The organism is Bifidobacterium sp. A11 (assembly GCF_000499185.1).
GTDB classification, from domain to species: domain Bacteria; phylum Actinomycetota; class Actinomycetes; order Actinomycetales; family Bifidobacteriaceae; genus Bombiscardovia; species Bombiscardovia mizhiensis.
In genome coordinates, this window is sequence record NZ_AWUO01000003.1 from 76,235 (window position 1) to 97,343 (window position 21,109).

The window sequence follows — 21,109 nt, forward strand, 5'->3', positions numbered from 1 at the left end:
ATCGATTTTGTCAATTCGTTGAATTATATAGATGGCGATCACGTCACCCGCGGATTGGAAGGCGCAAAGCAGCCTTGCGATGACCGTCGGAAACCTTGAGTTCAAGCTGCTTGGGTACGTCCGAGCCGTCTGAACCTGCTGACCGATCCGCCTGCACCACTGCCAAGGCTTGACCGTAATAGGTGCGCGTATGCCCGGTCAAAAACCCTTCGGGATTGTATGGGGCGGCACACCCAAAGGCCAGCAGTCGGCCACCCTCTACCTGAGCAGTCAAATCCCCTGATGTCATGGGTTTGTCAATGCCCTGCTGGTCGGTATACCTTGCCCTCACAAAGCACAACCCTCCCGGGCGAACGGTGCTCCGATCGGCCTCCAGCTTGACCATGGTTTGGGGAGCGGCTGACCGCAACCGACTCCGTCCAATCAACCTGCCCGAGCTGTCGTAGGCCAACGCCTCCAGCAGGCCGTGTTCATAAGGGCAGGAGAAACGGAATCGAGTGCTACCCCGCCAACGCGAGCGGCCAAGGCAACGACCATTCAGCATCAACACAACCTCATGAGCGCGGGCATAGACCTCAACCTGGGCGGTCCTGCCCTCGCAGCCGTCCCAAGACCATGAGTCAAGAGCATCTGTCATCTTCCAGGCGCTGGGAGAATGCCTCTCCCCCGAGTGGTTGACAGGCCGCACAGCTAAATAAGGTCCGGTCTCGCCCCCTAACGCCACCCGTGTGTACAAAGCCTCGCCCAGCGGCCTGCCCGTCAGATCCAGACGGCCGGAACCAGCGGTCAGCCAGCCCAGCCCGCTGAACCGTGGAGCTTCCTGTCGATACTCCCAAGCGCCCACGCCGACTTCGCCCAGATAATCCATACCTGCCCAGACGAAGTCTCCGATCAGGCGCGGGCAACGGGAGGCCAGACGCATGAACTCGTCAGCGTCGCTGCAGAAGGTCTCCGTCCCCAGGATGAGCCGATGGGGGTATCTGCGGAGGTCTTGAAGGTATCGTTTGATTCCATAGTTGTATCCGGCCACGTCCATAAGTGCGAAGGCATCACGGGTCAGGCGGTCGCAGGATGGCAGGGTGGCACCTCTCTTCATGAAGTCCGCCCCCATGATTCCGGCCATCTCATTGAAGAATCGGCTCCCTACAGATCCGTGGCGCTTAATCGAAAGTGACACGCTCCTCTTTGACCCATCGTGCGCCACCTGCTTGGCCGCTTTCTTGCTCGAATACACCCCGAGCCCGATCGAACTCAGGAAGTTGAAGAAGATGTTGACCCCGCAGGTAACCGGTCGGCTCGAATCCTGACCGTGGAGGAAGTTAACCATGCGCCTGGTCAGCTCTACCCCCTTGGACTGGGCGGTTTCGCTGACCTCGTTGCCGATGGAGTACACGATGACCGATGGATGGTTGAAATCCTTGGCAACCATATCAGCCAGGTCCCTGCGCCACCATTTCGGGAGGTATTCCGCATAGTCGTGGATGGTCTTGTGGATGTACCATTGGTCGGCATATTCGTCCAGGACCAGCATACCCAGACGGTCGCAAGCTGCCAGAAGACTTTTCGAACATGGGTTGTGGGCGCTGCGAATGGCGTTGTAGCCATTACGTTTCAGCAACCTCACCTTCCGCTCCTCGGCCTCGGGCCAGGCGCAGGCGCCAAGGACCCCGTTGTCATGGTGGACGCAGGCACCCTTGAGAATCCTGCGAACACCGTTGATGAGCAGCCCCTGATCCCCCCAGGCCACCGTTCGTATGCCGAATGTCGCTTGAGCCTGGTCATGGCAACCCGATGAGGAGACGAAGAGCGCCCGGCATTCATACAGCGTCGGGTTTTCCGGGCTCCATGGCTGGGCGCCAGGTAGGTCGATATCGACCTGGGCTCTGCCATCGGACTCCACAGGGACTGCGACCTCAGCCAAGGGCCGAGTTTCTTCATTAGTATGGCGCATAATGCAAACCTGTACAGTCCCGCCTGACGATGCCCGCAATGAGACCCGGATGGCACAGGGGTTGACCCCAAGCGTAGAGACCCTGATGCCGTCCGGGTACAGATACTGCGGGCCAGCACTCCAGAGCGTGACGGGCCGGTAGATGCCTGCTCCGGAATACCAACGCGAATTGGGCTGCTGGGCGTTGCGGGCGACAACACGAACCACGCCCGGTTTCCCCGGTCGGATTTTCCCACTCAGGTCGACAAAGAACCCCGTGTATCCATAAGGGTGAAAGCTCAGGCGTTGGTCATCCAGCCAGACCTCGCTGTGTTGGTACACGCCCTCGAATTCCAGAATCATCGAATCATGCCGCTTAAGACCGTCAGCACGTACCGGCTTGCAGTATTCGTAATCGCGTCCGACGAACCATCCACTGTTAGCCTCGCTCGGAGCATCGGCCCTTCTGGGTTCTGCCAGCATGGCATCGTGAGGCAGCTCAACGGGCTTCCAGGGTTCTTCTGACTCCTGCAAATGTCGATAGCGCCAACCCTGGTTCCAATCCGTTGCCTGCATACAACTCCTCCGCCATCGTTTATGATCTCCGGTGCATAGCCGACCCAATCAACATCGATGGATAGAAGACCAGACTACTCCCGCCTGGATAGTTCGACCTTGGCTACCAGCCGAAACCCTGCCCCTTGAGCAGACAAGTTCGACGGATGCAGATGGCAATCCCCTTCTCGGCACCTTGAACAGTTTTAGAACAGTCGGAGGGGTTTGCCAGCAGATATTAAACAGTGTTAATATATAAACGCTGTTCATAAAGTGCGCGAGGATCGCGTGACGGAACCACTCAAGGAGGAGGTCGATATGCGCAGCAGCACCTACGCCAGCACGCCAAAGGCCCTCTCCGAGCTCAACCAGTCACGCATCGTCCAGTATCTGCACCAGCAAGGCATCAGTTCGCGAGCCCAGATGGCCCGGGACCTTGATCTGACACCGGCAGCCGTAGGCAAACTGGTGAACCGCCTGATGGATCTGGGCCTGATCAGCGAGACCGGCAGCATGGACTCAGAGGGCGGCCGTCGATCCATCGGCCTGGCCCTGAACGCCGACCGCTACCAGGTCATCGGAGTCAAGTTCGCCCGCAGCCTGGTCAGCATCGGACTGTTCGACATCAGCGGTCGCCTGCTGGACTCGGAGGAGCTGCCACCCGTCAACCCCGATGACATCCCTAACGCCGTAGCCGATGTCCGAACCCGAGTGGCAAGACGACTTGAGGCGAACCCCGCCATCGTGGCGGTGGGCATGGCCGTGCCGGGCCCTTATCTGCGCGAGAGCGGACGCATCGCCCTGGTCACCAGCATGCCCGGCTGGCGCAGCGTGGACTTTATCCACGAATTCGGTCAGGCCTTCCGCGTACCCACCTTCATCGAGCAGGACGCTCGGGCCGGGGCACTGGCCCAGAGCCTGTTCGACCCACGCGTGAGTGCATCCAGCATGGCCTACTTTCTCGTGGGCGAAGGCGTAGGACTGGGTGTCATCGACAGGGGCGCCCTAGTGGACGGCAGCCAGGGAGCGGCCACCGAGATCGGCCACGTCAGCATCGATCTGAACGGTCTGCCCTGCGAGTGCGGCAACCGTGGCTGCCTGGAATGCTACTGCTCGGCGGTAGCCATCCACCACCGCATGTGTCAACCGGATATGCGGGATCACTTCCCTGGAGTCGAGGCCATGACCCACGCCAAGGCCTGCGCGAGCCTGTTCGACCAGGCCCGATCCGGTCAACAGGCCGCCCAGGCTCTGGTGGATCAGATAGCCGACTACGTAGGCTATGGCTGCGTGACCATCGTCAATGCCTACAACCCCGCCCAAATTGTCATCGGAGACATGGTGGCCGCCGCTGGTACCCGCCTGCTAAAACGGGTTCGAGACATAGTCTCCCAGCGCGCCCTGCCCGGCCTGCGCGAGCACACACAGATCCTGCTTTCCCACCTTCCAATCGATGCCACACTGACCGGCGCTGCGGCAGTGGCGGCCAACCAGTTTTTGGAGCACCCGGCCAGCATGGGCCGTACAGCTGTGAAATCAACAAGCACAAGGCGGGCGCCTCACCCGTCATCAGGAAAGGAACACCATGACCAGTAAACCCATGGTCCTCAGCATCGGCGAGATCCTCTGGGATGTCCTGCCTACAGGCAAGCGGGCCGGTGGCGCACCGGTCAACTTCAGCTACCATGCAGCCAAGAACGGAGCGGAAGGCTATGCCATCAGCGCGGTCGGACGCGACGACCTTGGCCGGGAGCTTGAGGAGGCTGTTCACCAGGCCGGCGTCGATGCCGTGCTGCAACACAACGACCACCCCACCAGCACCGTCGAGGTCCAGCTGACCGAGGGCATCCCCCAGTACGTCTTCAAACCGGATGTGGCCTGGGATCATCTGGAGTACACGGATAACCTGGCCGGACTGGCCAGCAAGGCCGATGCCGTCTGCTATGGCACGCTGAGCATGCGCAACAGCCAGTCCCGCGAGACCTGCCTGCAAGTCCTGCGCCACACCAAGAGCCATGCCATGCGCTTCTTCGACATCAACCTGCGAGGCACCTTCTACAGCAAGGATCTGATCCAGGAACTGCTGGACATGGCCACGGTCTTCAAGCTCAACGACGAGGAGCTGGTCACCCTGCGCGACATGTTCCACGTTCCCGGAGCCACCGACGACGAGCTCTGCCGCTGGTTCATGGACCAGTGGCACCTGGACACCATCGTGCTGACCGCCGGCAGCGACTACAGCACAATCTACCTGGCGGACGGCCAGTCCTCACACCTGCCCACGCCTGAGATCACCGTGGCCGACACAGTCGGGGCCGGCGATGCCTTCTCCGGCACCTTCGCCATCAACCGTCTGCTGGGGGCCTCCCTGACCCAGGCCCACCGGGCTGCCGTCAACACCGCCGCCTTCGTCTGCACCCAGCAGGGCGCCTGGCCCGAATATCCCGAGCATATCCCCGACTATCTGGGCCAGCAGGGTCAGTGATCCCTCGCCTTTAAACATGATTTGGTCCCGCCCGGTCGAGCTGTCGGCTGGACAGGACCACAGTTTTTATCTATGGAAGTTAGCATTTACCAGATGCCGACAAGCCCCGTCTACTGGCCTTTGTGGATAGATCAGGATTCAAGTCAATGCCTAGGGAGAAGCGGGAATATCCGCAGCGTCCATCTGTTGTATACTGACGAGGCCGGTCCGTAATGGCATCGGCAGAGCTTGATAATTCAAGATTGGGGCTGATCGGTTTCGACGGTGACCTGTTCGTCGCAGGGAAGCGTGCCGAGAACGCGGGGGTCCGCTCGTTAATGTCCTCCCGCAAACAACAAGTGCTAAATCTAACCGCACTGAGTTCGCTCTCGCTGCCTGAGCTTCGCGCCAGGATTAACCAGTGAGCAGCTGCTCCGTTCACTCCCCTTCGCCTTCGGGGGGATGCTGAGCGTCATTAAGAAGACTTGCCTGGACTGCCGCGCCACAGGGCGGTTCGGGGACTTTTACTGCGGCTATGCCCGCCACCGGTTGTCTGCGACACAGGTGGGGGCAGACAGATAGCCACAATGGCCAGCAGACTACGCACGTAGAAGACTGAGGGTACGGTCACCGGACCGGGGTTCAATTCCCCGCAGCTCCACAAATCTTAAAGCGCCGACCCTAATCAGGAGTGGCACTTTTTGCTAAAAATCTTGTACTGCCCTACCATTGACAGAGTGATAGTCAATTGTATTATTAATATCTGGCACGGCTAGATCTAGAGATAGACCTACTAAAAAATTCATACATTACTTTTGCTTGTGAGCCGACTAGCGGATATCACTCATGCCGACATTTTTAGTCATCGACTTCGTGAACTAAGCATAAGAGCGACAAAATAGCTCAATAAACTTGGAACCCTTGTGCAGCAACGGCTCGACGCTTCGATGCTTGACAGTCCAGCACGGACCTTAAGCTCACTAATATTGAATATCAAAACACATATTTCCCTCACTGATCCAAATTAACGAATGCGGCAAGAGTCCCTTGTCCAGGCAGGGGGGGGGGGATCTTTAAAACTATTCAACTGAATGTTGCTAAGAACTGTCACACGCCAAGTGATACTTCGACATAATTGAGTTATAATATAAAACAAATTGTGGACTCAAATATAAATCCACCACGCAACCAAACAGATTGACTACACTTCTCCGCATTGGAGCTAAAAAGAGTAAAAGCACCAAATGCGACCTTCATCCACGGATTGAGAGATATTCATGTCTTACAACTCTCTACACCTTATCCGAGCCTTTTCTTATCCTTTTATCGGCCCCAGCCTTTGCGCCTATCACAGATGATCCTGCTGGCATCCACTACCAGGTAAATCACAGCTTCACCGGGCGCACTACGTATGATCCCGCTAATTCGAGTTATATATTGATTACATATGAAATATAAAACACTAAATATAGTGTTTTTTTCTTCAATAACCCCATATTTAGTAGATTGATGGTGTAAGATAAAGGGTGAATCAGGAAGATGGTGCGCGTGCCGTCAACCTGCAGATTCAATCCGGAAAGGAGGCGAAATGACCAAGCACATGCATAGGCGGATCCAGCCCCAAGATGCTGGGACTGGAAGATATGTAACCATACCCTATGCCGAAAGGCACCCGAAAACTACCGTTTGGATTACACCCAAACGCACCAGGCACTAATCCGTCGATCTACTGATTATAGGCTCGTACTCCTTGCCCGAGTACGAGCCTATTTCATTAGATAACTTCATCATACATCATTTTCTTAGTCTGAAAACTAAGCCTATACGTCTTCTCCATGTCAGAGCAATATACGCGTCTGGACACACTACCCAATCATCAATGTTGCACATATCAAATATCCACTTCTCATTTGGATTAGTTATAACTCAAGCAGAGCCGCAGCGGTTTGGCGGTCGACCACCAGATGTGTTACAAATCCGGACCTGAGAGCGACATGCAGAGCTTGGACTTTACTGGGGCTAGCTACAAGAAACAACCGCGTTTCCACACTCATCAGCTCGGTGCGGTTCAATCCGGTCGATCTGCTGTTCAGGTCAATGTCACTGGTACTGCCATCGGCCCGGTAAAAAGTTGATGCAAGATTACCGATCACCTTTTGCTCATGCAGGACCTTGATGTCTTTGCTGCTCAACAGTCCTGGCGTAAACAACGGGCTTGGGTCAGATCCGTTCGGCGTGCCGACAGAAGTGACCATCATATTCATGTGTTTTCGTAGTTCAAGAATCTTACGTATGCTCGATTCCTGATACATGAGATTCCTGGTATTCTCAGAGTCGAAAATAGCAGGAAGCGGAAGAAGTCGCACTGATGCATCAAAGTTCTTATGAAACCGCGACAGAATCTGGGTGGCATAGTTCTCTCCAAAGGTCTGCGAGTTACCGAACCCGTGCAGCTGAAGTATTCGCATGCCGGGCAAATGACGCTGTTGCAATTGCAAGGACATAGCCTCTATGGTGCGGCCCCAGGCAACCCCGATTGTGGTGTTGGAATGAACAAGGGTATTGAGCCAGATAGCTGCGCATTTTCCTACAGCCATTCTTTTCAATGTGTTGTCTGCATTGTCGCTGGTATCGGCAACGACTACTCGGACATGGTATTTCTGGATGAGTCGGTTCTCCAACTCAAGTGCTGAATTCTTTGTTCTATGAACAACGAATTCAATGACATGCTCCTTTCTGGCCCTTGCAATGAGTCTGGAAACCGTTGAGCGTGAAATACCCAACTCCCGTGCCACTCGTTCTATCTTTAGCCCTTGGATCCAATACAATTCCGCCACATCGGCAAGTCGGTCATGAGACATTTCGTTATCAACTTTGTTCGTCATTTGTATCATCTTCGCTACAGCATTTTGACTTCTTTTCTCAAAAATACAGGATCAGGTTTCAAATCACAAGAACAATTGATATAAATTTTCATGTTTCAACCGAACTCATATTGCAAGGAAGCATATATGGCATCTACACAGAAAGCGGCACAACCGCACCGTAGCGGTTATCGCTGGGTTGTCCTTTCGACAATCTTCGTAGGCTACGTTATTTGCATGGCAGATCGTTCCAATATCGGCGCCGTTCTGCCAATGATGAGAAGCGAATTCCAGATTTCAAACTTTGAGGCAGGAGCAGTATCCAGCCTTTTCTTCCTGGGATATGCTGTTTCGCAAATTCCCGCCGGCTTGGTCATGGGTAAGTTTGGCACCAGGAAGATCGTTTCCGTGGCGATCCTAGGTTTTTCGATCGTCACATTCCTCATGGGCCATGTGGGTGGAGCGTTGGCGCTGCTGGTCCTGCGTCTGTTCCTTGGACTGATTGAAGGACCCACACCCGTAGGCATGACGTCGACAATCAACTCATGGTTCCCTTTGAAAGAAAAGGGCATCGCGACAGGTGTCTACATCGGCTCTACCATGGTGGCCCCGATTCTTGTCCCAATAGTTTCCGTGTTCCTGGCACAGGCATTTGGCTGGAGATCCGTATTTATTTGGTTCTCCGTCCCCGGATTCATCATGGCCTTGGTATTTTATCTGGTCGTCCGTTCTCACCCCAGGGAGAGCAGGCACGTCAACAAGGCTGAGCTTGAGTATATCGAAGGGGACAAGAACGGAGGCAAGGCCACAGCGGTCGATTTCGGCAATATGGGCTGGATCGATAAGGTCATCAGACTGCGCCAGGGCCGTCGTCTTCGTCGTAACGGCGAAGTGCTCAAGTCCTGGAACATCTGGGGCGTTACGCTTGCCTACTTCTGCATGAACAACGTGCTCTATGGGATGATTACCTGGATTCCTGACTATTTGAAGAGCGCGCGAGGCTATGGAACCATTTCCATGGGCTGGATGTCGTCCACTCCGTACATCGGAGGTCTGATCGGTGCTATTCTTGGCGGCTTTGTCTCAGATCGTATTTTCCGCGGACGCAGGAAGCCTGCGATGCTGATTACGGCACTGATGACAGCAGTAATGATGGCAATTCTGCTGATTACGCCCAACAGCACCGCACTATTAGCAATCGTACTGATTCTTGCCGGTTTCTTCCTCAACATCGGTTGGTCCGGCTTTACATCCTTTGCAATGAATATAACAACCGATTCAACCTATCCATTTGCCATTTCCATCATCAACAGCGGCGGCAATCTCGGTGGGTTCTTCGCTCCGCTGATCGTCGGTGCGCTGCTCGATGCCACGCACAATTACACGTTGGCCTTCAGCTATTTCGTACTGATATTGGTCCTCGCTTTCTTCATTCTTCTCACATTAACCGAGTTCAAACCTGCCGTTGAACCAAGAAAGGACGAGGCCGTCAAAGTGGAAGCAGCTGCCGAATGAGTTTTTTCATCCCATCAGTACAGCTTTGAAGCAGTAAAGGAGTAATGATGACCGAACTTGGCATTGTGGCCGACGACGTCACTGGTGGAACTACCGTAGGAGCACTGCTGGCACGAGAAGGAATAGAGCCGACATTGTGCTACGACGCACGAACCATGGCGGATATCGTAAGCCCGGATGAAGACGTGATTATCACCAGCACTGATTCTCGTGCCATGAAGCCAGAGGAAGCATACAAAGCGGTTCGTGAAGCCACACAGAGTTTACTTTCACTCGGCGCCACACAGTTTTCCAAACGCATCGACACCACCATGCGCGGCAACATAGGTGCTGAAGTAGAAGGAATGCTGTCGGCCCTAGATGACGACTATGTCGCTCTGGTGGTGCCGGCGATGCCTCAATCGAAAAAAGTCATGATCGGCGGATATCTGCTGATTGACTCGATTCCCCTGGCAATGACCGACGTCGCACATGATGTGCGCACACCTGTGGTGCTTTCCGACGTGCGCAATCTGGTGCAGTCTCAGATGAAACAAAAGGTGGCTTATGTCCCGGTCGACGATGTAGTGCTCGGCGCCCATACCATAGCAGCTCAACTTCTGCTGCAACAGGCGAGAGGCTGCAGGGTCTTTGTGATTGATGCCGCTACATTGCAGGAGATTCAGTGGATCGCAGAGGCCGTCGTCGATTTGGGATGGAAAGTGGTTGCCGTGGATCCGGGCCCGTTCACACTGGCATTGGCTATGAAGCACAGCTCCATTCATCCAAGTCCTCGCCCTGATCGATCAGTACGTACCGAGGCTAGCAAATTCGACAAGGGCATCGTGCTTACCTGTGCCGGCAGCGCCACGAAGACCACTCGTATGCAGATGATGCGTTTGGCTGCGGAACCCGGCACAGCGGTTCTTTCAGTCGATCCCATGAAACTGATTTCGAATAAGCCTTCAGTATGCAGCGAGGAAATGCAGCGGGTCAAAGAGCAAGCCAGACAAATACTGTCGTCAAGCTCCCATCAGCCGAGGGTGGTACTTCTGGCTGTTGACAACGCCTTAGAAGACAAGCTCCCTGCCAAACCTGACGAATTGACCAAGATCAGCGGCCTTCCTGCCGAAGAAGCCTCGAATCTGATAACGGAAAAATTCAGTGAAGTCGCCCGCACGGTGGCCAATATAGTTACTCCCGAACGTTGCGCCGGCTTTTATCTGACGGGCGGCGACACCACGGTGCGTTTCTGCAAGGCCATCGAGGCACAGGGGCTGCACATGGTCGACTACCTCATTCCTCAAGTAGATCAATCAGTTATTGTCGGCGGACCCTTCTCGGGCACGCCAGTCATATGCAAAGGAGGATTGACCGGCGTAGAAGAGACCTCCCTTCAGGTCGTCAACCGCCTTTTCGATGAACAGCATGTCCAAATAAACCAATCAGAGAAAGCAACTATTTGATATGAGCGAAGAATTGCAAAAGCCAGTCATGGCCATAACCCTTGGCGATCCAGCTGGAATCGGACCTGAAACTGTAGTCCAGACGATGAGGTCCGCGATGATTTACGACATATGCAAACCATTCGTCATCGGACATCGCGACAGCTTTGAGCAGGCTATGAAAGTATGCAATGTAGATGCTCTGAAGATCCATATGATTAATGATCCCAGCGAAGCATATTACCGCTATGGCACAGTCGATCTGTTACAGACCGATGTAGCAAATGACGCAAAGATCGAATATGGCTACCCTCAGCGTGATGCGGCTCTTCGCGCTTACTCATACATCACCAAGTCCATCGACCTAGGAATGGCCGGCAAGATCGATGCAGTCTCCACTGCAGCAATCAATAAGGCCGCGCTGAAAATGGCGGACGTTCCTTATATTGGGCATACCGAGATCTATCAGGAGCTCACGCATTCGCCTTATGCCTTGACCATGTTCAACGTCCATAAGCTGCGTGTCTTTTTCGTCAGCCGTCATGTTTCCTTACGCAAGGCTTGCGATCTGGCCAACCATGATCGCATCCTCGAGTTTCTCAAGAATATCGACACAGAATTCAAGAAACTCGGATTCAAGCACCCGACTATCGGCGTCGCTGCCTTGAATCCCCATGTGGGCGAAGGCGGTATGTTCGGCACCGAAGAAATCACCGATATCCGCCCAGCTGTCGAAGATGCACAAAAGCTTGGAATCTGCGCAGAAGGTCCTCTTTCGGCTGATGCCATTTTCGCGCTGAACCTAGACGGACACAATGACTGCATTCTCTCGATGTACCACGATCAAGGCCATATCGCCTGCAAAACTTTGGACTTCGAGCATGCAGTGACGATAACGCTGGGGCTGCCCTTTATGCGTAGTTCTGTAGATCATGGCACTGCCTTCGATATTGCCGGGAAAGGGACCGCTCAGGGGCGCAGCATGATTGAGGCGACTCGTGTCGCTGCAGTGTACGCCAAGATGGGCATGGATTACAAGCGCTCGCAGGAACAGAATTCAGGGAAAGAGGAGTAGATATGAAGCTGGCTTTCGGTTGTGATCCCAATGCCACTGAGCTCAAGCAGGCCTTGATAAAAGAGGCTGAGCGGCTCGGTCATGAAGTGGTCGACTTCCCCTCTGGGGATCCTATTTATGCCAACACCGCCATAGCGGTGGCAAAGTCGGTTGCCGCCGGTGAAGAGGACCGCGGCATTCTGCTGTGCGGAACCGGCATAGGTGTGTCCATCGCTGCTAACAAGGTCCCCGGCGCTTATTGCGCATGCGTGACCGATATCTATCAGGCTCAACGAGCTGTGCTCAGCAATAATGCGAATCTCATTTCAATGGGAGCACAAGTAGTAGGAGTGGAGTCGGCCAAGATGTTTATGGACGAGTACCTGAGTCATACGTTTGACCCCAAATCGCGCAGCGCTCCTAAGGTCGACCGAATTAACGAATACGAACGCGGGACGCTAGGAACCTGCTAAGACGGCTGGCCTAAGTGAATAGATGCGTTCAGGCGCGCGGTAGACAGCTCAAAAATGTCTCTGCGCGCCTGTGCGATGAGACGTTGCAGGAATAGTGACGTTGCTTCTGCCAAGGAGCTATGACTGCAAACAAATTGACAGTAGATACTAAATAATTCGATCATGCGGAAGTAGAAGTCATGGCAATCGTTGCCTTAAGTACCAAGATGTATTTCCCCCGAAAGAGGACGCTAGACTATTGTCGGCGTCTGAGTCAACTACTGAAGCCCATCCATGACGCTGATTCTGTCGTTATGGCCGTGCTTCCTGATTTTCTCACGATTGCTTCAGCGGCATCGTTGCTGAAACCGGCAGGGGTGCGACTCGGAGCCCAAGATGTCTGTCCCGACGACAGAGGAGCGTACACAGGAGAAGTATCTGGCTCAGATTTGGCTGCTCTGGGTGCTTCGATCGTAGAAATCGGGCACATTGAACGTCGCAGATATTATCACGAGGACGATGCCCTTATCTCAGGTAAGGTGGCCGCTGCTTGGCGCAACGGTCTCACTCCATTGTTGTGTGTGGGCGAACCAGAACGCATGGATGCGGGGAAAGCATCGCAAGTATGTATCGAAGAGATCAATAACGCTGTGGATGGTCATAAACCAGGCCCGCTATGGGTGGCATATGAACCGATATGGGCGATAGGAGCACAGCATCCCGCATCAACAGAGTATGTGCGCGAAGTATGTACTGCTATTTGCGAACATTTCCGACAGTACGACGATAAAATATCCATCATTTATGGAGGTTCGGCAGGACCCGGGCTTCTGACTGAATTATGGCCAGCTGTCGACGGGTTGTTCTTGGGCCGGTTTGCGCACGAACCCGAAGCTTTCATTTCAGTGGTGCAAGAGGCCCGTATGCTGGAGGCTTCCTGATTCTGTTATCGGAGCATGAATGATCAAAAGGGTCCGCCCACTATATCCAAGCCCATAGAGCTTTCTATTTTGCGCAACGAAGGGGAACAGAACAGCTTGATAGGCAAAGAAGCCCGAAACTTTCCTATTGCATTTGCAACATTTACAGTCAATAACTAAACCTTTAGAGCGATCTTTATAGACCTACTCCAGTTGCTTGGTGTCAATCATTCGCCTATAGCCCCTTGCAAAATGGCTATGGGCGAGCGCCTCAGAGCAGGCCGCGCCGTCAGCATGGTCGCTAACGACCCGACGACGATGATCAGCAACCCACATATAAGGAAGAACTGACAAGGAAAAGCTATTGACAGACTGTGAACAAGGGGCCAATAGACCATAGCAGTGCTCAGTCCAACTAGTCCGGTGCCGCCTGCTGCGATGATAATGCCTGTAGTCATCACGATGGTGCCGTCCAATATGGATATAGCGGTCAGCTGCTGCGGGTTTGCACCGGCAATTGACAGGAGCGCTAGATCGAGGTCACGATCCCGAGCGGCGATAGCGAATCCCGCGATCACACCAACCAGGGCGACAAGCAAAGCTGCCCAGAAACCATAGAGCAGCTCCAAGGTTCCACCTGATGCGGCATTCGCTATTCCCGGTACTTTGTTCATGGCGATGGTACTGGTGCCTCCGGCAGCCAACAGACCGCCGACCAGAAACATACAGGCAGTCAGAGCTATAACTGTTGAGCCGAATGTCGTATCTCGACTCCTGGCCACAGCCTGTGAACGCGCTATCCGCCAGACAGCAGATGACGAGGGGACCAGAGCAGTCCAAAGTTGAGTGACCCTGCTTATAACTGGCCCCCCAGAACGTGCCAAGGCAATCAGCAGCAAGAGAATAGCAAACAGCGGTCCACTTCCAACGGTACTTATGACCGCCTGGACCTGCTTAGGCTCTAAGGACCCAGAGCCGCTGCGCGAAAGATAGGCAAAGACAGGCAATGGCAATAGCAGCAAGACTAGCCCAAGGAAAAGGGACACGAGACCACGTCCATGTCGGGGCCGGTCAATCGATTCGCTCTCCTCAGCACGGCGCGCCACCCGGACTGGTGTCGTCTTCCCCAAATCCCGCAATGTCCGGCTGGTCGCCAAGACGGCCGTGGCCAATCCCACTGCAAGACCAGTCAGGGCAGACCTGGGAAAACCGTGCCAGGTAAAAGCGAAATGTACCGGTATTCGCATCCCGGTGGAATACCAATCGAGGATCCTTCCAGCCAGTGCAGGCGAAAGAGCCACAGCAACAAGGGAGGCCGGTAGAACCAAAATCATCACCTGCAAAAGTGTAAGCAGCAGGATCTGCTTAGGCGTAGCTCCCAGCAGCGAGAGAAGGGCCAGCCCCTGCCGACGTTGGCGAATCGATGCCTGCAAGGTCTGCTTGATCACCAGGCAACCGAGCACAATGACTGTGAGGAAGACCAGACTCAGGGCCGATGCGAGACTCTTGGCAGGATCCCTGGTCTTGACTGACAAACCCTGGTAATAGCTGTTGACGCCCATGCTCACACTCATGGCACAGAGCAGGGTTTGGGTAACCACAAGAACGATAAAGACGCCAGCCCAGATGCCACTATTGGCTTTCAAATCACGTAAGGCCCAAGTCATGTTTCATTCACCTGCCACGTCCTCGTGCGTACACTCAACTACATTCCTGTATTTACATGAATAGCCGATCGGCGCGTAAGACAACATCCGGCAAACCCCTGAAACGACCCTGAATCAACCCTGATTCCTTCTCGCAATGGACCGTCGACCACCCCCCTGCTTAGTCCGCCTTCAAAGTCTCCCACGTGCTATTCTGGTTTCCAGAATCTAATACAGGTTCCCGGACGATGGTCAAGTACCCGGACAGCGACAAGACTTGCCGAAAGGGAACCATGTCCTCGTGGATCGTACTCATATTCGCTGGTATCTGTGAATCGGTCTGGGCCACCGCCCTTGGCAAGTCTCAAGGCTTTACCAAAATCGTCCCTGACATCGTTTTTATTGTGGGATTGATTCTCAGCATGATGGGTCTGGCCTTTGCCATGCGCAACATCCCTACCAGCACGGCCTACGCGGTCTGGGTCGGCATCGGAGCTGCCTTGACTGTCCTATACGCCATGGCTACGGGCTCGGAGCCTGTTTCACTCGCCCGCATTCTGCTCATCATCGGTTTGGTCGCCTGCGTGGTCGGACTCAAGGTCGTCAACTGAAAACAGTGCCTATCAAAGCAGATGTATCCAAGCAGCAGAATCAATGAGGAAAGGAATCGCCATCATGACCGCAACAATACGGCAATGCACATCAGATGACGCCGGACTGATACGTTCCTTGGGCATTACCACTTTCCGCGACACCTTCGCCGCCGACAACAGCCAAGAGAACATGGAAGACTACCTACGGCACTCCTTCTCCCCCGAACTGGTCAAGTCACAACTGTCCGAACCTGAATCCGTTTTTCTGCTGGCCAGCCTGGATGGCACGCCCGCAGCCTACATGCAGCTCAACACCGGGAAGGCCCAAACAGAGCAATACGGCGACACATCCATGGAGATCGAGCGGCTATACGTCCTATCGGATTTCAAACGCCAGGGATTGGGCACCCTGTTGATCAATCGAGCCTTCAAACGTGCCAGAAACCAGAGCCTGAGCAAAATCTGGCTGGGCGTATGGGAGCACAATGAACCCGCCCAACGTTTCTACCAAGCCATGGGCTTCAAACGAACCGGGGAGCACACCTTCACCTTGGGCGAGGATCTACAGACCGATTGGATTATGACCGCAGCAGTCAATTGACGGATACGTCTGTACAACCAAACAACGCCGACGAATCTGAGACGATCCAAGGGAAACCATGACTGGCCAGAATCCGCCCGTCAACGAAGTAAGTAGGTAATTCCTCATGACATCCTCCAAGCACACCGATCAGGATTGCGTCGAAGAGGCAGCACGTCATATTACCTTGGCAACACAGGCACCGCGGACTTAAACCTGAAGCTACGCATCATAAGAGTTGAAGGGATAGCCATCGACTGGATCATTGCCAGGAACCAGCCCTGCCACGACTACATTGAAGTGGACGTCCGTCATGCCAATCTTCAAACGGTTCTCCAGGTCGACCTTCACCAGGTGCCGATCCAGCTCGGCACTACAACAACGTCTGACGTATTTAGACTGGAATCATGAGAATCGTCATACAACGGGTCAGCCGTGCCCGGGTCGATGTGGTCGACGAGCAGGGGCAGCCGGATCCTGATTTTAAACCCCAAAGTATCGGCACAGGCCTCTTGCTTCTGGTGGCCGTCCAGGACAGCGACGGCGATGCCCAAGTGGACTATGCCGTCCGCAAGCTGACCCGGATGCGCATCTTTGCCGACGAGGATGGCCGGATGAACCGGTCGGTCCTGGACTGCGGCGGCTCCATTCTCTCCATCTCCCAGTTCACTCTCTATGCGGATCTGCGTCATGGCAATCGCCCCAGTTTCATGGCTGCGGGAGAGCCTCGACATGCCCAAAAGGTCTGGCAGGATCTGAACCGGGCACTGGCCGCGACCGGAGTGCCAGTTGCCGTCGGACAATTCGGCGCCCACATGCGAGTGGATCTGGTCAACGACGGCCCTGTGACCATCCTGCTGGACACCGACAAACTAATGAAGCCGGCAGCTTCTACAGGCGCTATTTAACGATGGGCCGCAGGGGCGCTGACACATCCAACTGATGCTTGTCGCCGATCTTGGATGGATCGTTGATGATCTTGTCGACCACGGCCTGCTTGAGCTTCAGGTCGGAGCCGTCGCCCCAGATGATGACATGTTTGCCCTGGTCCAGCTCGGTGGTGATGGAGTCCTGGGTTTCAGCAGTCACCTTGGTCACCGAATGACGCATGGCCTCGGGCATGGTTGACAGTATCCGCAGGGTCTGCCTGACCGCCTGATCCTGCTGGGCACGATTGACGGTGGACACCTGGATGACCGGCACTCCCTTCACCGGCTTGGACACAGTATTGAGCACCCTACCTTGTCTGTCGACGGCCGTCAGTTTGTCCTGCGCATCCTTGAAGACCGCAGTGGGCTCCTGGGCATCGAAGGTCACTTCCAGACCGTGCGGAAAACTCTTGCGGACCTTGGCATCGGTCACCCCGGCCATGCCGCTGATCTCCTCCTCGACTCCATTGGTTGAAATCAGCAGCAGCGAACGATCCCCCTGATGGGCCACGATTGAGGCCACTCGATCGTTGGACACCCAGGCATTGCCGCCGCTGACACCGATCTTGTCAGTCTGTAGGCGGAAGACCGGCGAGAGAAAGAGCAACCATGACAGTCCTGCAATAAGAGCCATGACCAGGAGGACGACACCTGTCCGGATCAGAACCAGCCTGCGGCTGACCTTCTTCTTCTCACGCACCCGGGCCTGAAAGTCCAGCACCTTGGGCCGAACGAAGATCCCCAGCCCCTGATCCTCCTGGTCGGTGCCTATCCTGCCAGAGACGGGTCGGTCCGGCGGTATGGTCCGGGCATCGACGAATCCGCCGGCCGAACTCGTCGAAAGAGATTCTGCAGACTTGGATGTCACAGACTTGGAGGCTGAGGCACTGCTGCCTTTGACCAGCGAGCGGGAGGATGAAGAGGCCGACCTTGGGCTACGTGTCCGGGATCCTCCCGCATTCTTGGCACGATTCGGACGACCCTTGAGACGCTTGGATCGCTTAAGACGCCTGCCCCTGCCGCCTGTCCTTTCAGCCTTGGACCGTTGACCTGCCAGTCCCGCAGCATCGGAAACGGTCGACCTGCCTGATCTGGCAGTTCTACCGGTCTGCGGTTCCTCTTTCGCAGGCTTGGTGCGCCCAGACCGGGCTGTCCGTGCAGCCTTGGCAGCCCGGACGGCCCTGGTTCTGGACGAGGCTCCGCCGGAGGCGCTGCGACCCTTGCCGGTCTTCACTGCTCGTCCCGTTCAGCCAGCCTGTCAAGAATGACCGGTCCCATAGCTGTGACATCGCCGGCACCCACAGTCAGGATTACGTCCCCAGGCTCCGCCCGTTCCGCCAGATCCAGAGCTGCCTGATGCATGTCTGGGCAGGCCCGGAAGACAGCTTCGGTTGGCCTCTTCCCGGAATCCCGGGAATCCTGGTTCGATGTCTTGCGGGCGGCGTCGGGAATGGTTCCGGCATCCACGCCCGGAAAATCGCTGGCCAGCTCGCGGGCGGGAAAGATGTCGGTGACGGTCACGTCGTCCGCCAGAGACAAAGCATCTGCGAACCGGTCGGCGAAGATGGCCGTGCGCGAATATAGGTGGGGCTGGAAGAGCACCCTGATGGTCCGCCCCGGATAACGCCGTCTGGCGGCGGTCAGCAGAGCAGCGATTTCCGTAGGATGATGGGCGTAATCATCCACTACGGTGACTCCATGCTGGATTCCGCGGACCTCAAAGCGTCGAGAGGCCCCACGGAAATCTGTGGCAGAAGCGGCGGCCGTATCGGGATCCATTCCAAGCAGGATGGCGGCGATGATTGCCGCGGCGGCATTGCGGGCGTTGTGGATGCCGGGAATCGCCAAGTCCACCCGCAAATCAAGCGGCTTGTCGGCCTCCAACCCTGCAGCCTGGAGCACCTGCGCCGGGAGAGCCAGACGGCAATGCTCACGACCGCTGCCACTGCTTTCGGACTCGGATTCGATGCGGACCAGGCCCAGAACCCCGGGCAGGGAGTCAGTATTCAGCTGAGGATCCGAGGCATAGACGATGATCTTGGCCTGGCAGTCCCCGTGCAGCCGCCGCAGCACCTCCAAGGCGCCCTGATCGTCCCCACAGACCACCAAGAAGCGGCGGGCATGCCGGGCATGTTCCACAAAGGCCTGGTGGAAGGCATCGGCCGTGCCGTAGTGGTCCAGATGGTCGGGCTCCACGTTGGTGATGATGGCGATGTCGGGAGTGTACTTGCCAAAGCTGCCGTCGGACTCGTCCGCCTCGGCCACCAGGACCCGTCCGGATCCCACATGCCCTCCGTCCATTGGTCCTTGGTCACTCTGAAGACTGCCCCCGATGGCGTAGCTGGGATCGGCCAGATCACCTTGGCCGCCCTTGGTCAGCAGGTGGGCCAAGAGCGCACTGGTGGTGGTCTTGCCATGGGCACCAGCCACGGTGACCGAAATCCTGGAGGCCATGAGCAGGGCCAGAATGTCGCTGCGATGAACCAATCGGGCACCAGCGTCACAAGCTGCAAGAATCTCTGGATTGTCGGGCTTGATGGCACTGGACCAGACCACCGTGCGGGCCCCGGCCACGTTGCTGGCGTCCTGACCGATGGTGACCGGGATTCCCAGCTGACGCAGACGGCGGGTTTTATCCCCGTCGGCGCGGTCGGAGCCCGAGACCTGTACCCCCTCCTGGTGGAGCATCTCGGCCAGCACGCTCATCCCCGCCCCGCCGATGCCGATGAAGTGGGTGGGCCCCAGATCCTTGGGGTCACGCACTCCGGCCTGGGCCAAGGCAGGCAGACAGGGGTCCAAAACCGGCAGGGACCGGTCGCCGCCGTCCTGCCGACCGGACACGGTATTCAATTCATGCTTGGGCACAGTAGTTGCATCTCCTCCAACAGTTCAGGACCATCCAGGACGGGGTCGCCCGTCGCCTGCCTCCATTATGCCCGATTAGGCCCTCCCTGAGTCCTTGCGAGCAATGTGTTGGCCGGCCATGGTCAGAATCTGCTCGGCCATAACCTGAGCAGCGTCACGAATCCCGTACCCCCAGGCCCGGCGGCGCATGTCAGCCAGCCTATCCTTATCAGCCATAAGAGCAGGGACGTGCTCGGCCACCCATTTGGCGTCCAGTGCCGCATCATCGACCATGAGGCCTCCCCCGGCCTGAACGACTGGCTGGGCGTTGAATCGCTGCTCGCCGTTGCCAATGGGCAGGGGCACGTAGACGGCGGGCACACCCAGGGCGGCCAGCTCGCTGACAGAGCCGGCACCAGCCCTGCAGACCACCAGATCGGCGCAGGCGAAGGCCAGATCAATCCGCTCCAAGTATTCGGCCATATGGTAGTCTCCCTGGCCCTGGTGAGCCGGGTCCAAATCGTTGATGGCCCCATCGCCCAGATCAGCCGCCACCTGCTCTCTGACCTGGTCGGCCTTGCCACGGCCCGTCAGATGGATGACCTGGGTTTGGTCCAATAGCTGGCGGGCCGCTCCGGCCACCGCCTTATTGAGACTGAGCGCGCCCAGGGAACCCCCGGTGACCAGGAGGATAGGCCTATCAGGATCCAGGCCCAAGGACTGTGCGGACTCCCGGCGAGCGCCAAAGGGATCAGTCTCCATCTGCTTGGCCAGTCGGGCGATGGCCGGCCGCAGGGGAAGACCCACGCGGCGCACAGGCACTCCGGCCCGGGCTCGGATGCCGGTACCCTCGTAGACTGTACCTACAAAATCAGCCCAGCGAGCGCCCAGTTTGTTGGCCATGCCTGCCCGGGCGTTCTGCTCGTGGACGACAATGGGCAGACCCAGGTTCCGTGCAGCTCTGTAGGCAGGTGCCGAGGCATAGCCGCCAAAGCCGACCACCAGGTCGGCCGACCGATCCTGCAGATATCCTCGGACTCGCTGCACCTCATGCCGCCAACGTCGAGGAAAGCCCAGGGCGGCCTTACTGGGACGACGAGGGAAGGGCACCTTCTCAATCAGGTCCAAGGGAAGTCCGGCGGCCGGCACCAGGTCGTGCTCCAGTCCGACAGCAGTGCCGATCACGCTGACGGCAGCCTGGGGACAGCGCTCCCGAATGGCCGCAGCCACACTGAGCAGGGGGTTGACATGGCCTGCCGTCCCCCCTCCGGCCAGCACCAGATGGGGACCAGCACCTTTTCCGGCATGCTCCTGGTCGTCCCCAGGCATCCCGTTCTCA

The 21,109-nt window shown here is 56.3% G+C and carries 16 protein-coding genes, 1 other RNA gene and 1 riboswitch; of the genes, 11 read left to right on the forward strand and 6 right to left on the reverse strand.

Annotated features, from left to right (window positions below; genetic code table 11):
* Nucleotides 1–43 precede the first annotated feature (43 nt).
* Nucleotides 44–2,506, reverse strand: coding sequence for a glycoside hydrolase family 2 TIM barrel-domain containing protein (locus P273_RS0104010; protein WP_024627200.1), 2,463 nt, complete (start codon nucleotides 2,504–2,506; stop codon nucleotides 44–46).
* 297 nt (nucleotides 2,507–2,803) lie between these two features.
* On the opposite strand from P273_RS0104010, the gene P273_RS0104015 reads away from it, so the two are divergent.
* The 3 genes from P273_RS0104015 to ssrA all read left to right on the forward strand — a co-directional run bounded on the left by P273_RS0104015 (nucleotide 2,804) and on the right by ssrA (nucleotide 5,613).
* Entirely contained in the window at nucleotides 2,804–4,081 is a 1,278-nt protein-coding gene (locus P273_RS0104015) for an ROK family transcriptional regulator (RefSeq protein WP_024627201.1), read from the forward strand.
* Nucleotides 4,071–4,970, forward strand: a complete 900-nt coding sequence (locus P273_RS0104020; RefSeq protein ID WP_024627202.1) for a carbohydrate kinase — start codon at nucleotides 4,071–4,073, stop codon at nucleotides 4,968–4,970. Before P273_RS0104015 ends, P273_RS0104020 begins: the two co-directional genes overlap by 11 nt.
* Before the next feature lie 244 nt (nucleotides 4,971–5,214).
* Nucleotides 5,215–5,613: a transfer-messenger RNA gene (ssrA, locus tag P273_RS09785) on the forward strand.
* A gap of 1,255 nt (nucleotides 5,614–6,868) precedes the next feature.
* Here ssrA and P273_RS0104025 read toward each other — a convergent pair.
* On the reverse strand, nucleotides 6,869–7,834 hold the full coding sequence (locus tag P273_RS0104025) for a sugar-binding transcriptional regulator (RefSeq protein WP_172637241.1): 966 nt from the start codon (nucleotides 7,832–7,834) through the stop codon (nucleotides 6,869–6,871).
* Between the two features lie 126 nt (nucleotides 7,835–7,960).
* Between P273_RS0104025 and P273_RS0104030 the strand changes: the two genes are divergently transcribed.
* The 5 genes from P273_RS0104030 (at nucleotide 7,961) to P273_RS0104050 (ending at nucleotide 13,199) form a co-directional block, all read left to right on the forward strand.
* The gene (locus tag P273_RS0104030; RefSeq protein ID WP_024627204.1) at nucleotides 7,961–9,328 is read left to right on the forward strand and encodes an MFS transporter; all 1,368 of its coding nucleotides are present in this window, start codon (nucleotides 7,961–7,963) and stop codon (nucleotides 9,326–9,328) included.
* A 44-nt stretch (nucleotides 9,329–9,372) separates the two neighbouring features.
* Entirely contained in the window at nucleotides 9,373–10,773 is a 1,401-nt protein-coding gene (locus P273_RS0104035; RefSeq protein ID WP_024627205.1) for a four-carbon acid sugar kinase family protein, read from the forward strand.
* 1 nt (nucleotide 10,774) lies between these two features.
* The gene (gene pdxA, locus P273_RS0104040; RefSeq protein ID WP_024627206.1) at nucleotides 10,775–11,827 is read left to right on the forward strand and encodes a 4-hydroxythreonine-4-phosphate dehydrogenase PdxA; all 1,053 of its coding nucleotides are present in this window, start codon (nucleotides 10,775–10,777) and stop codon (nucleotides 11,825–11,827) included.
* Between the two features lie 2 nt (nucleotides 11,828–11,829).
* Complete coding sequence (locus P273_RS0104045) at nucleotides 11,830–12,279, forward strand: RpiB/LacA/LacB family sugar-phosphate isomerase (RefSeq protein ID WP_024627207.1); 450 nt, start codon at nucleotides 11,830–11,832, stop codon at nucleotides 12,277–12,279.
* Nucleotides 12,280–12,458: 179 nt separating this feature from the next.
* A complete protein-coding gene (locus tag P273_RS0104050; RefSeq protein WP_024627208.1) occupies nucleotides 12,459–13,199 on the forward strand; it encodes a triose-phosphate isomerase family protein in 741 nt (246 codons plus the stop codon).
* Between the two features lie 206 nt (nucleotides 13,200–13,405).
* On the opposite strand, the gene P273_RS0104055 is transcribed toward P273_RS0104050, so the two are convergent.
* Nucleotides 13,406–14,845 (reverse strand): FtsX-like permease family protein, encoded by a 1,440-nt coding sequence (locus P273_RS0104055; protein WP_024627209.1) that lies wholly within the window; start codon nucleotides 14,843–14,845, stop codon nucleotides 13,406–13,408.
* A gap of 200 nt (nucleotides 14,846–15,045) precedes the next feature.
* Nucleotides 15,046–15,109: riboswitch (guanidine-III (ykkC-III) riboswitch) on the forward strand.
* A gap of 8 nt (nucleotides 15,110–15,117) precedes the next feature.
* Here P273_RS0104055 and P273_RS0104060 point away from each other — a divergent pair.
* The 3 genes from P273_RS0104060 (at nucleotide 15,118) to dtd (ending at nucleotide 16,905) form a co-directional block, all read left to right on the forward strand.
* Nucleotides 15,118–15,435: a multidrug efflux SMR transporter gene (locus tag P273_RS0104060; protein ID WP_024627210.1), complete on the forward strand. Its 318-nt coding sequence runs from the start codon at nucleotides 15,118–15,120 to the stop codon at nucleotides 15,433–15,435.
* 64 nt (nucleotides 15,436–15,499) lie between these two features.
* On the forward strand, nucleotides 15,500–16,018 hold the full coding sequence (locus tag P273_RS0104065; protein ID WP_024627211.1) for a GNAT family N-acetyltransferase: 519 nt from the start codon (nucleotides 15,500–15,502) through the stop codon (nucleotides 16,016–16,018).
* Between the two features lie 386 nt (nucleotides 16,019–16,404).
* Entirely contained in the window at nucleotides 16,405–16,905 is a 501-nt protein-coding gene (gene dtd, locus P273_RS0104075; protein WP_024627212.1) for a D-aminoacyl-tRNA deacylase, read from the forward strand.
* Here dtd and P273_RS0104080 read toward each other — a convergent pair.
* From P273_RS0104080 to P273_RS0104090, 3 genes are all read right to left on the reverse strand, one after another.
* A complete protein-coding gene (locus P273_RS0104080; RefSeq protein WP_024627213.1) occupies nucleotides 16,898–18,160 on the reverse strand; it encodes a cell division protein FtsQ/DivIB in 1,263 nt (420 codons plus the stop codon). The genes dtd and P273_RS0104080 overlap by 8 nt on opposite strands.
* Nucleotides 18,157–19,725 carry a UDP-N-acetylmuramate--L-alanine ligase gene (gene murC, locus P273_RS0104085; protein ID WP_301280164.1) on the reverse strand — a complete coding sequence of 523 codons (1,569 nt, stop codon included), beginning with the start codon at nucleotides 19,723–19,725 and terminating at the stop codon, nucleotides 18,157–18,159. Before murC ends, P273_RS0104080 begins: the two co-directional genes overlap by 4 nt.
* Nucleotides 19,726–19,866: 141 nt before the next feature.
* On the reverse strand, nucleotides 19,867–21,099 hold the full coding sequence (locus P273_RS0104090) for a glycosyltransferase (RefSeq protein ID WP_024627215.1): 1,233 nt from the start codon (nucleotides 21,097–21,099) through the stop codon (nucleotides 19,867–19,869).
* Nucleotides 21,100–21,109: the final 10 nt, after the last annotated feature.

Coding starts and splice junctions, on each gene's coding strand:
- P273_RS0104010 (WP_024627200.1), bottom strand. CDS start 2,506: ATGCAGGCAACGGATTGGAACCAGGGTTGGCGCTATCGACATTTGCAG.
- P273_RS0104015 (WP_024627201.1), top strand. CDS start 2,804: ATGCGCAGCAGCACCTACGCCAGCACGCCAAAGGCCCTCTCCGAGCTC.
- P273_RS0104020 (WP_024627202.1), top strand. CDS start 4,071: ATGACCAGTAAACCCATGGTCCTCAGCATCGGCGAGATCCTCTGGGAT.
- P273_RS0104025 (WP_172637241.1), bottom strand. CDS start 7,834: ATGACGAACAAAGTTGATAACGAAATGTCTCATGACCGACTTGCCGAT.
- P273_RS0104030 (WP_024627204.1), top strand. CDS start 7,961: ATGGCATCTACACAGAAAGCGGCACAACCGCACCGTAGCGGTTATCGC.
- P273_RS0104035 (WP_024627205.1), top strand. CDS start 9,373: ATGATGACCGAACTTGGCATTGTGGCCGACGACGTCACTGGTGGAACT.
- pdxA (WP_024627206.1), top strand. CDS start 10,775: ATGAGCGAAGAATTGCAAAAGCCAGTCATGGCCATAACCCTTGGCGAT.
- P273_RS0104045 (WP_024627207.1), top strand. CDS start 11,830: ATGAAGCTGGCTTTCGGTTGTGATCCCAATGCCACTGAGCTCAAGCAG.
- P273_RS0104050 (WP_024627208.1), top strand. CDS start 12,459: ATGGCAATCGTTGCCTTAAGTACCAAGATGTATTTCCCCCGAAAGAGG.
- P273_RS0104055 (WP_024627209.1), bottom strand. CDS start 14,845: ATGACTTGGGCCTTACGTGATTTGAAAGCCAATAGTGGCATCTGGGCT.
- P273_RS0104060 (WP_024627210.1), top strand. CDS start 15,118: ATGTCCTCGTGGATCGTACTCATATTCGCTGGTATCTGTGAATCGGTC.
- P273_RS0104065 (WP_024627211.1), top strand. CDS start 15,500: ATGACCGCAACAATACGGCAATGCACATCAGATGACGCCGGACTGATA.
- dtd (WP_024627212.1), top strand. CDS start 16,405: ATGAGAATCGTCATACAACGGGTCAGCCGTGCCCGGGTCGATGTGGTC.
- P273_RS0104090 (WP_024627215.1), bottom strand. CDS start 21,099: ATGCCTGGGGACGACCAGGAGCATGCCGGAAAAGGTGCTGGTCCCCAT.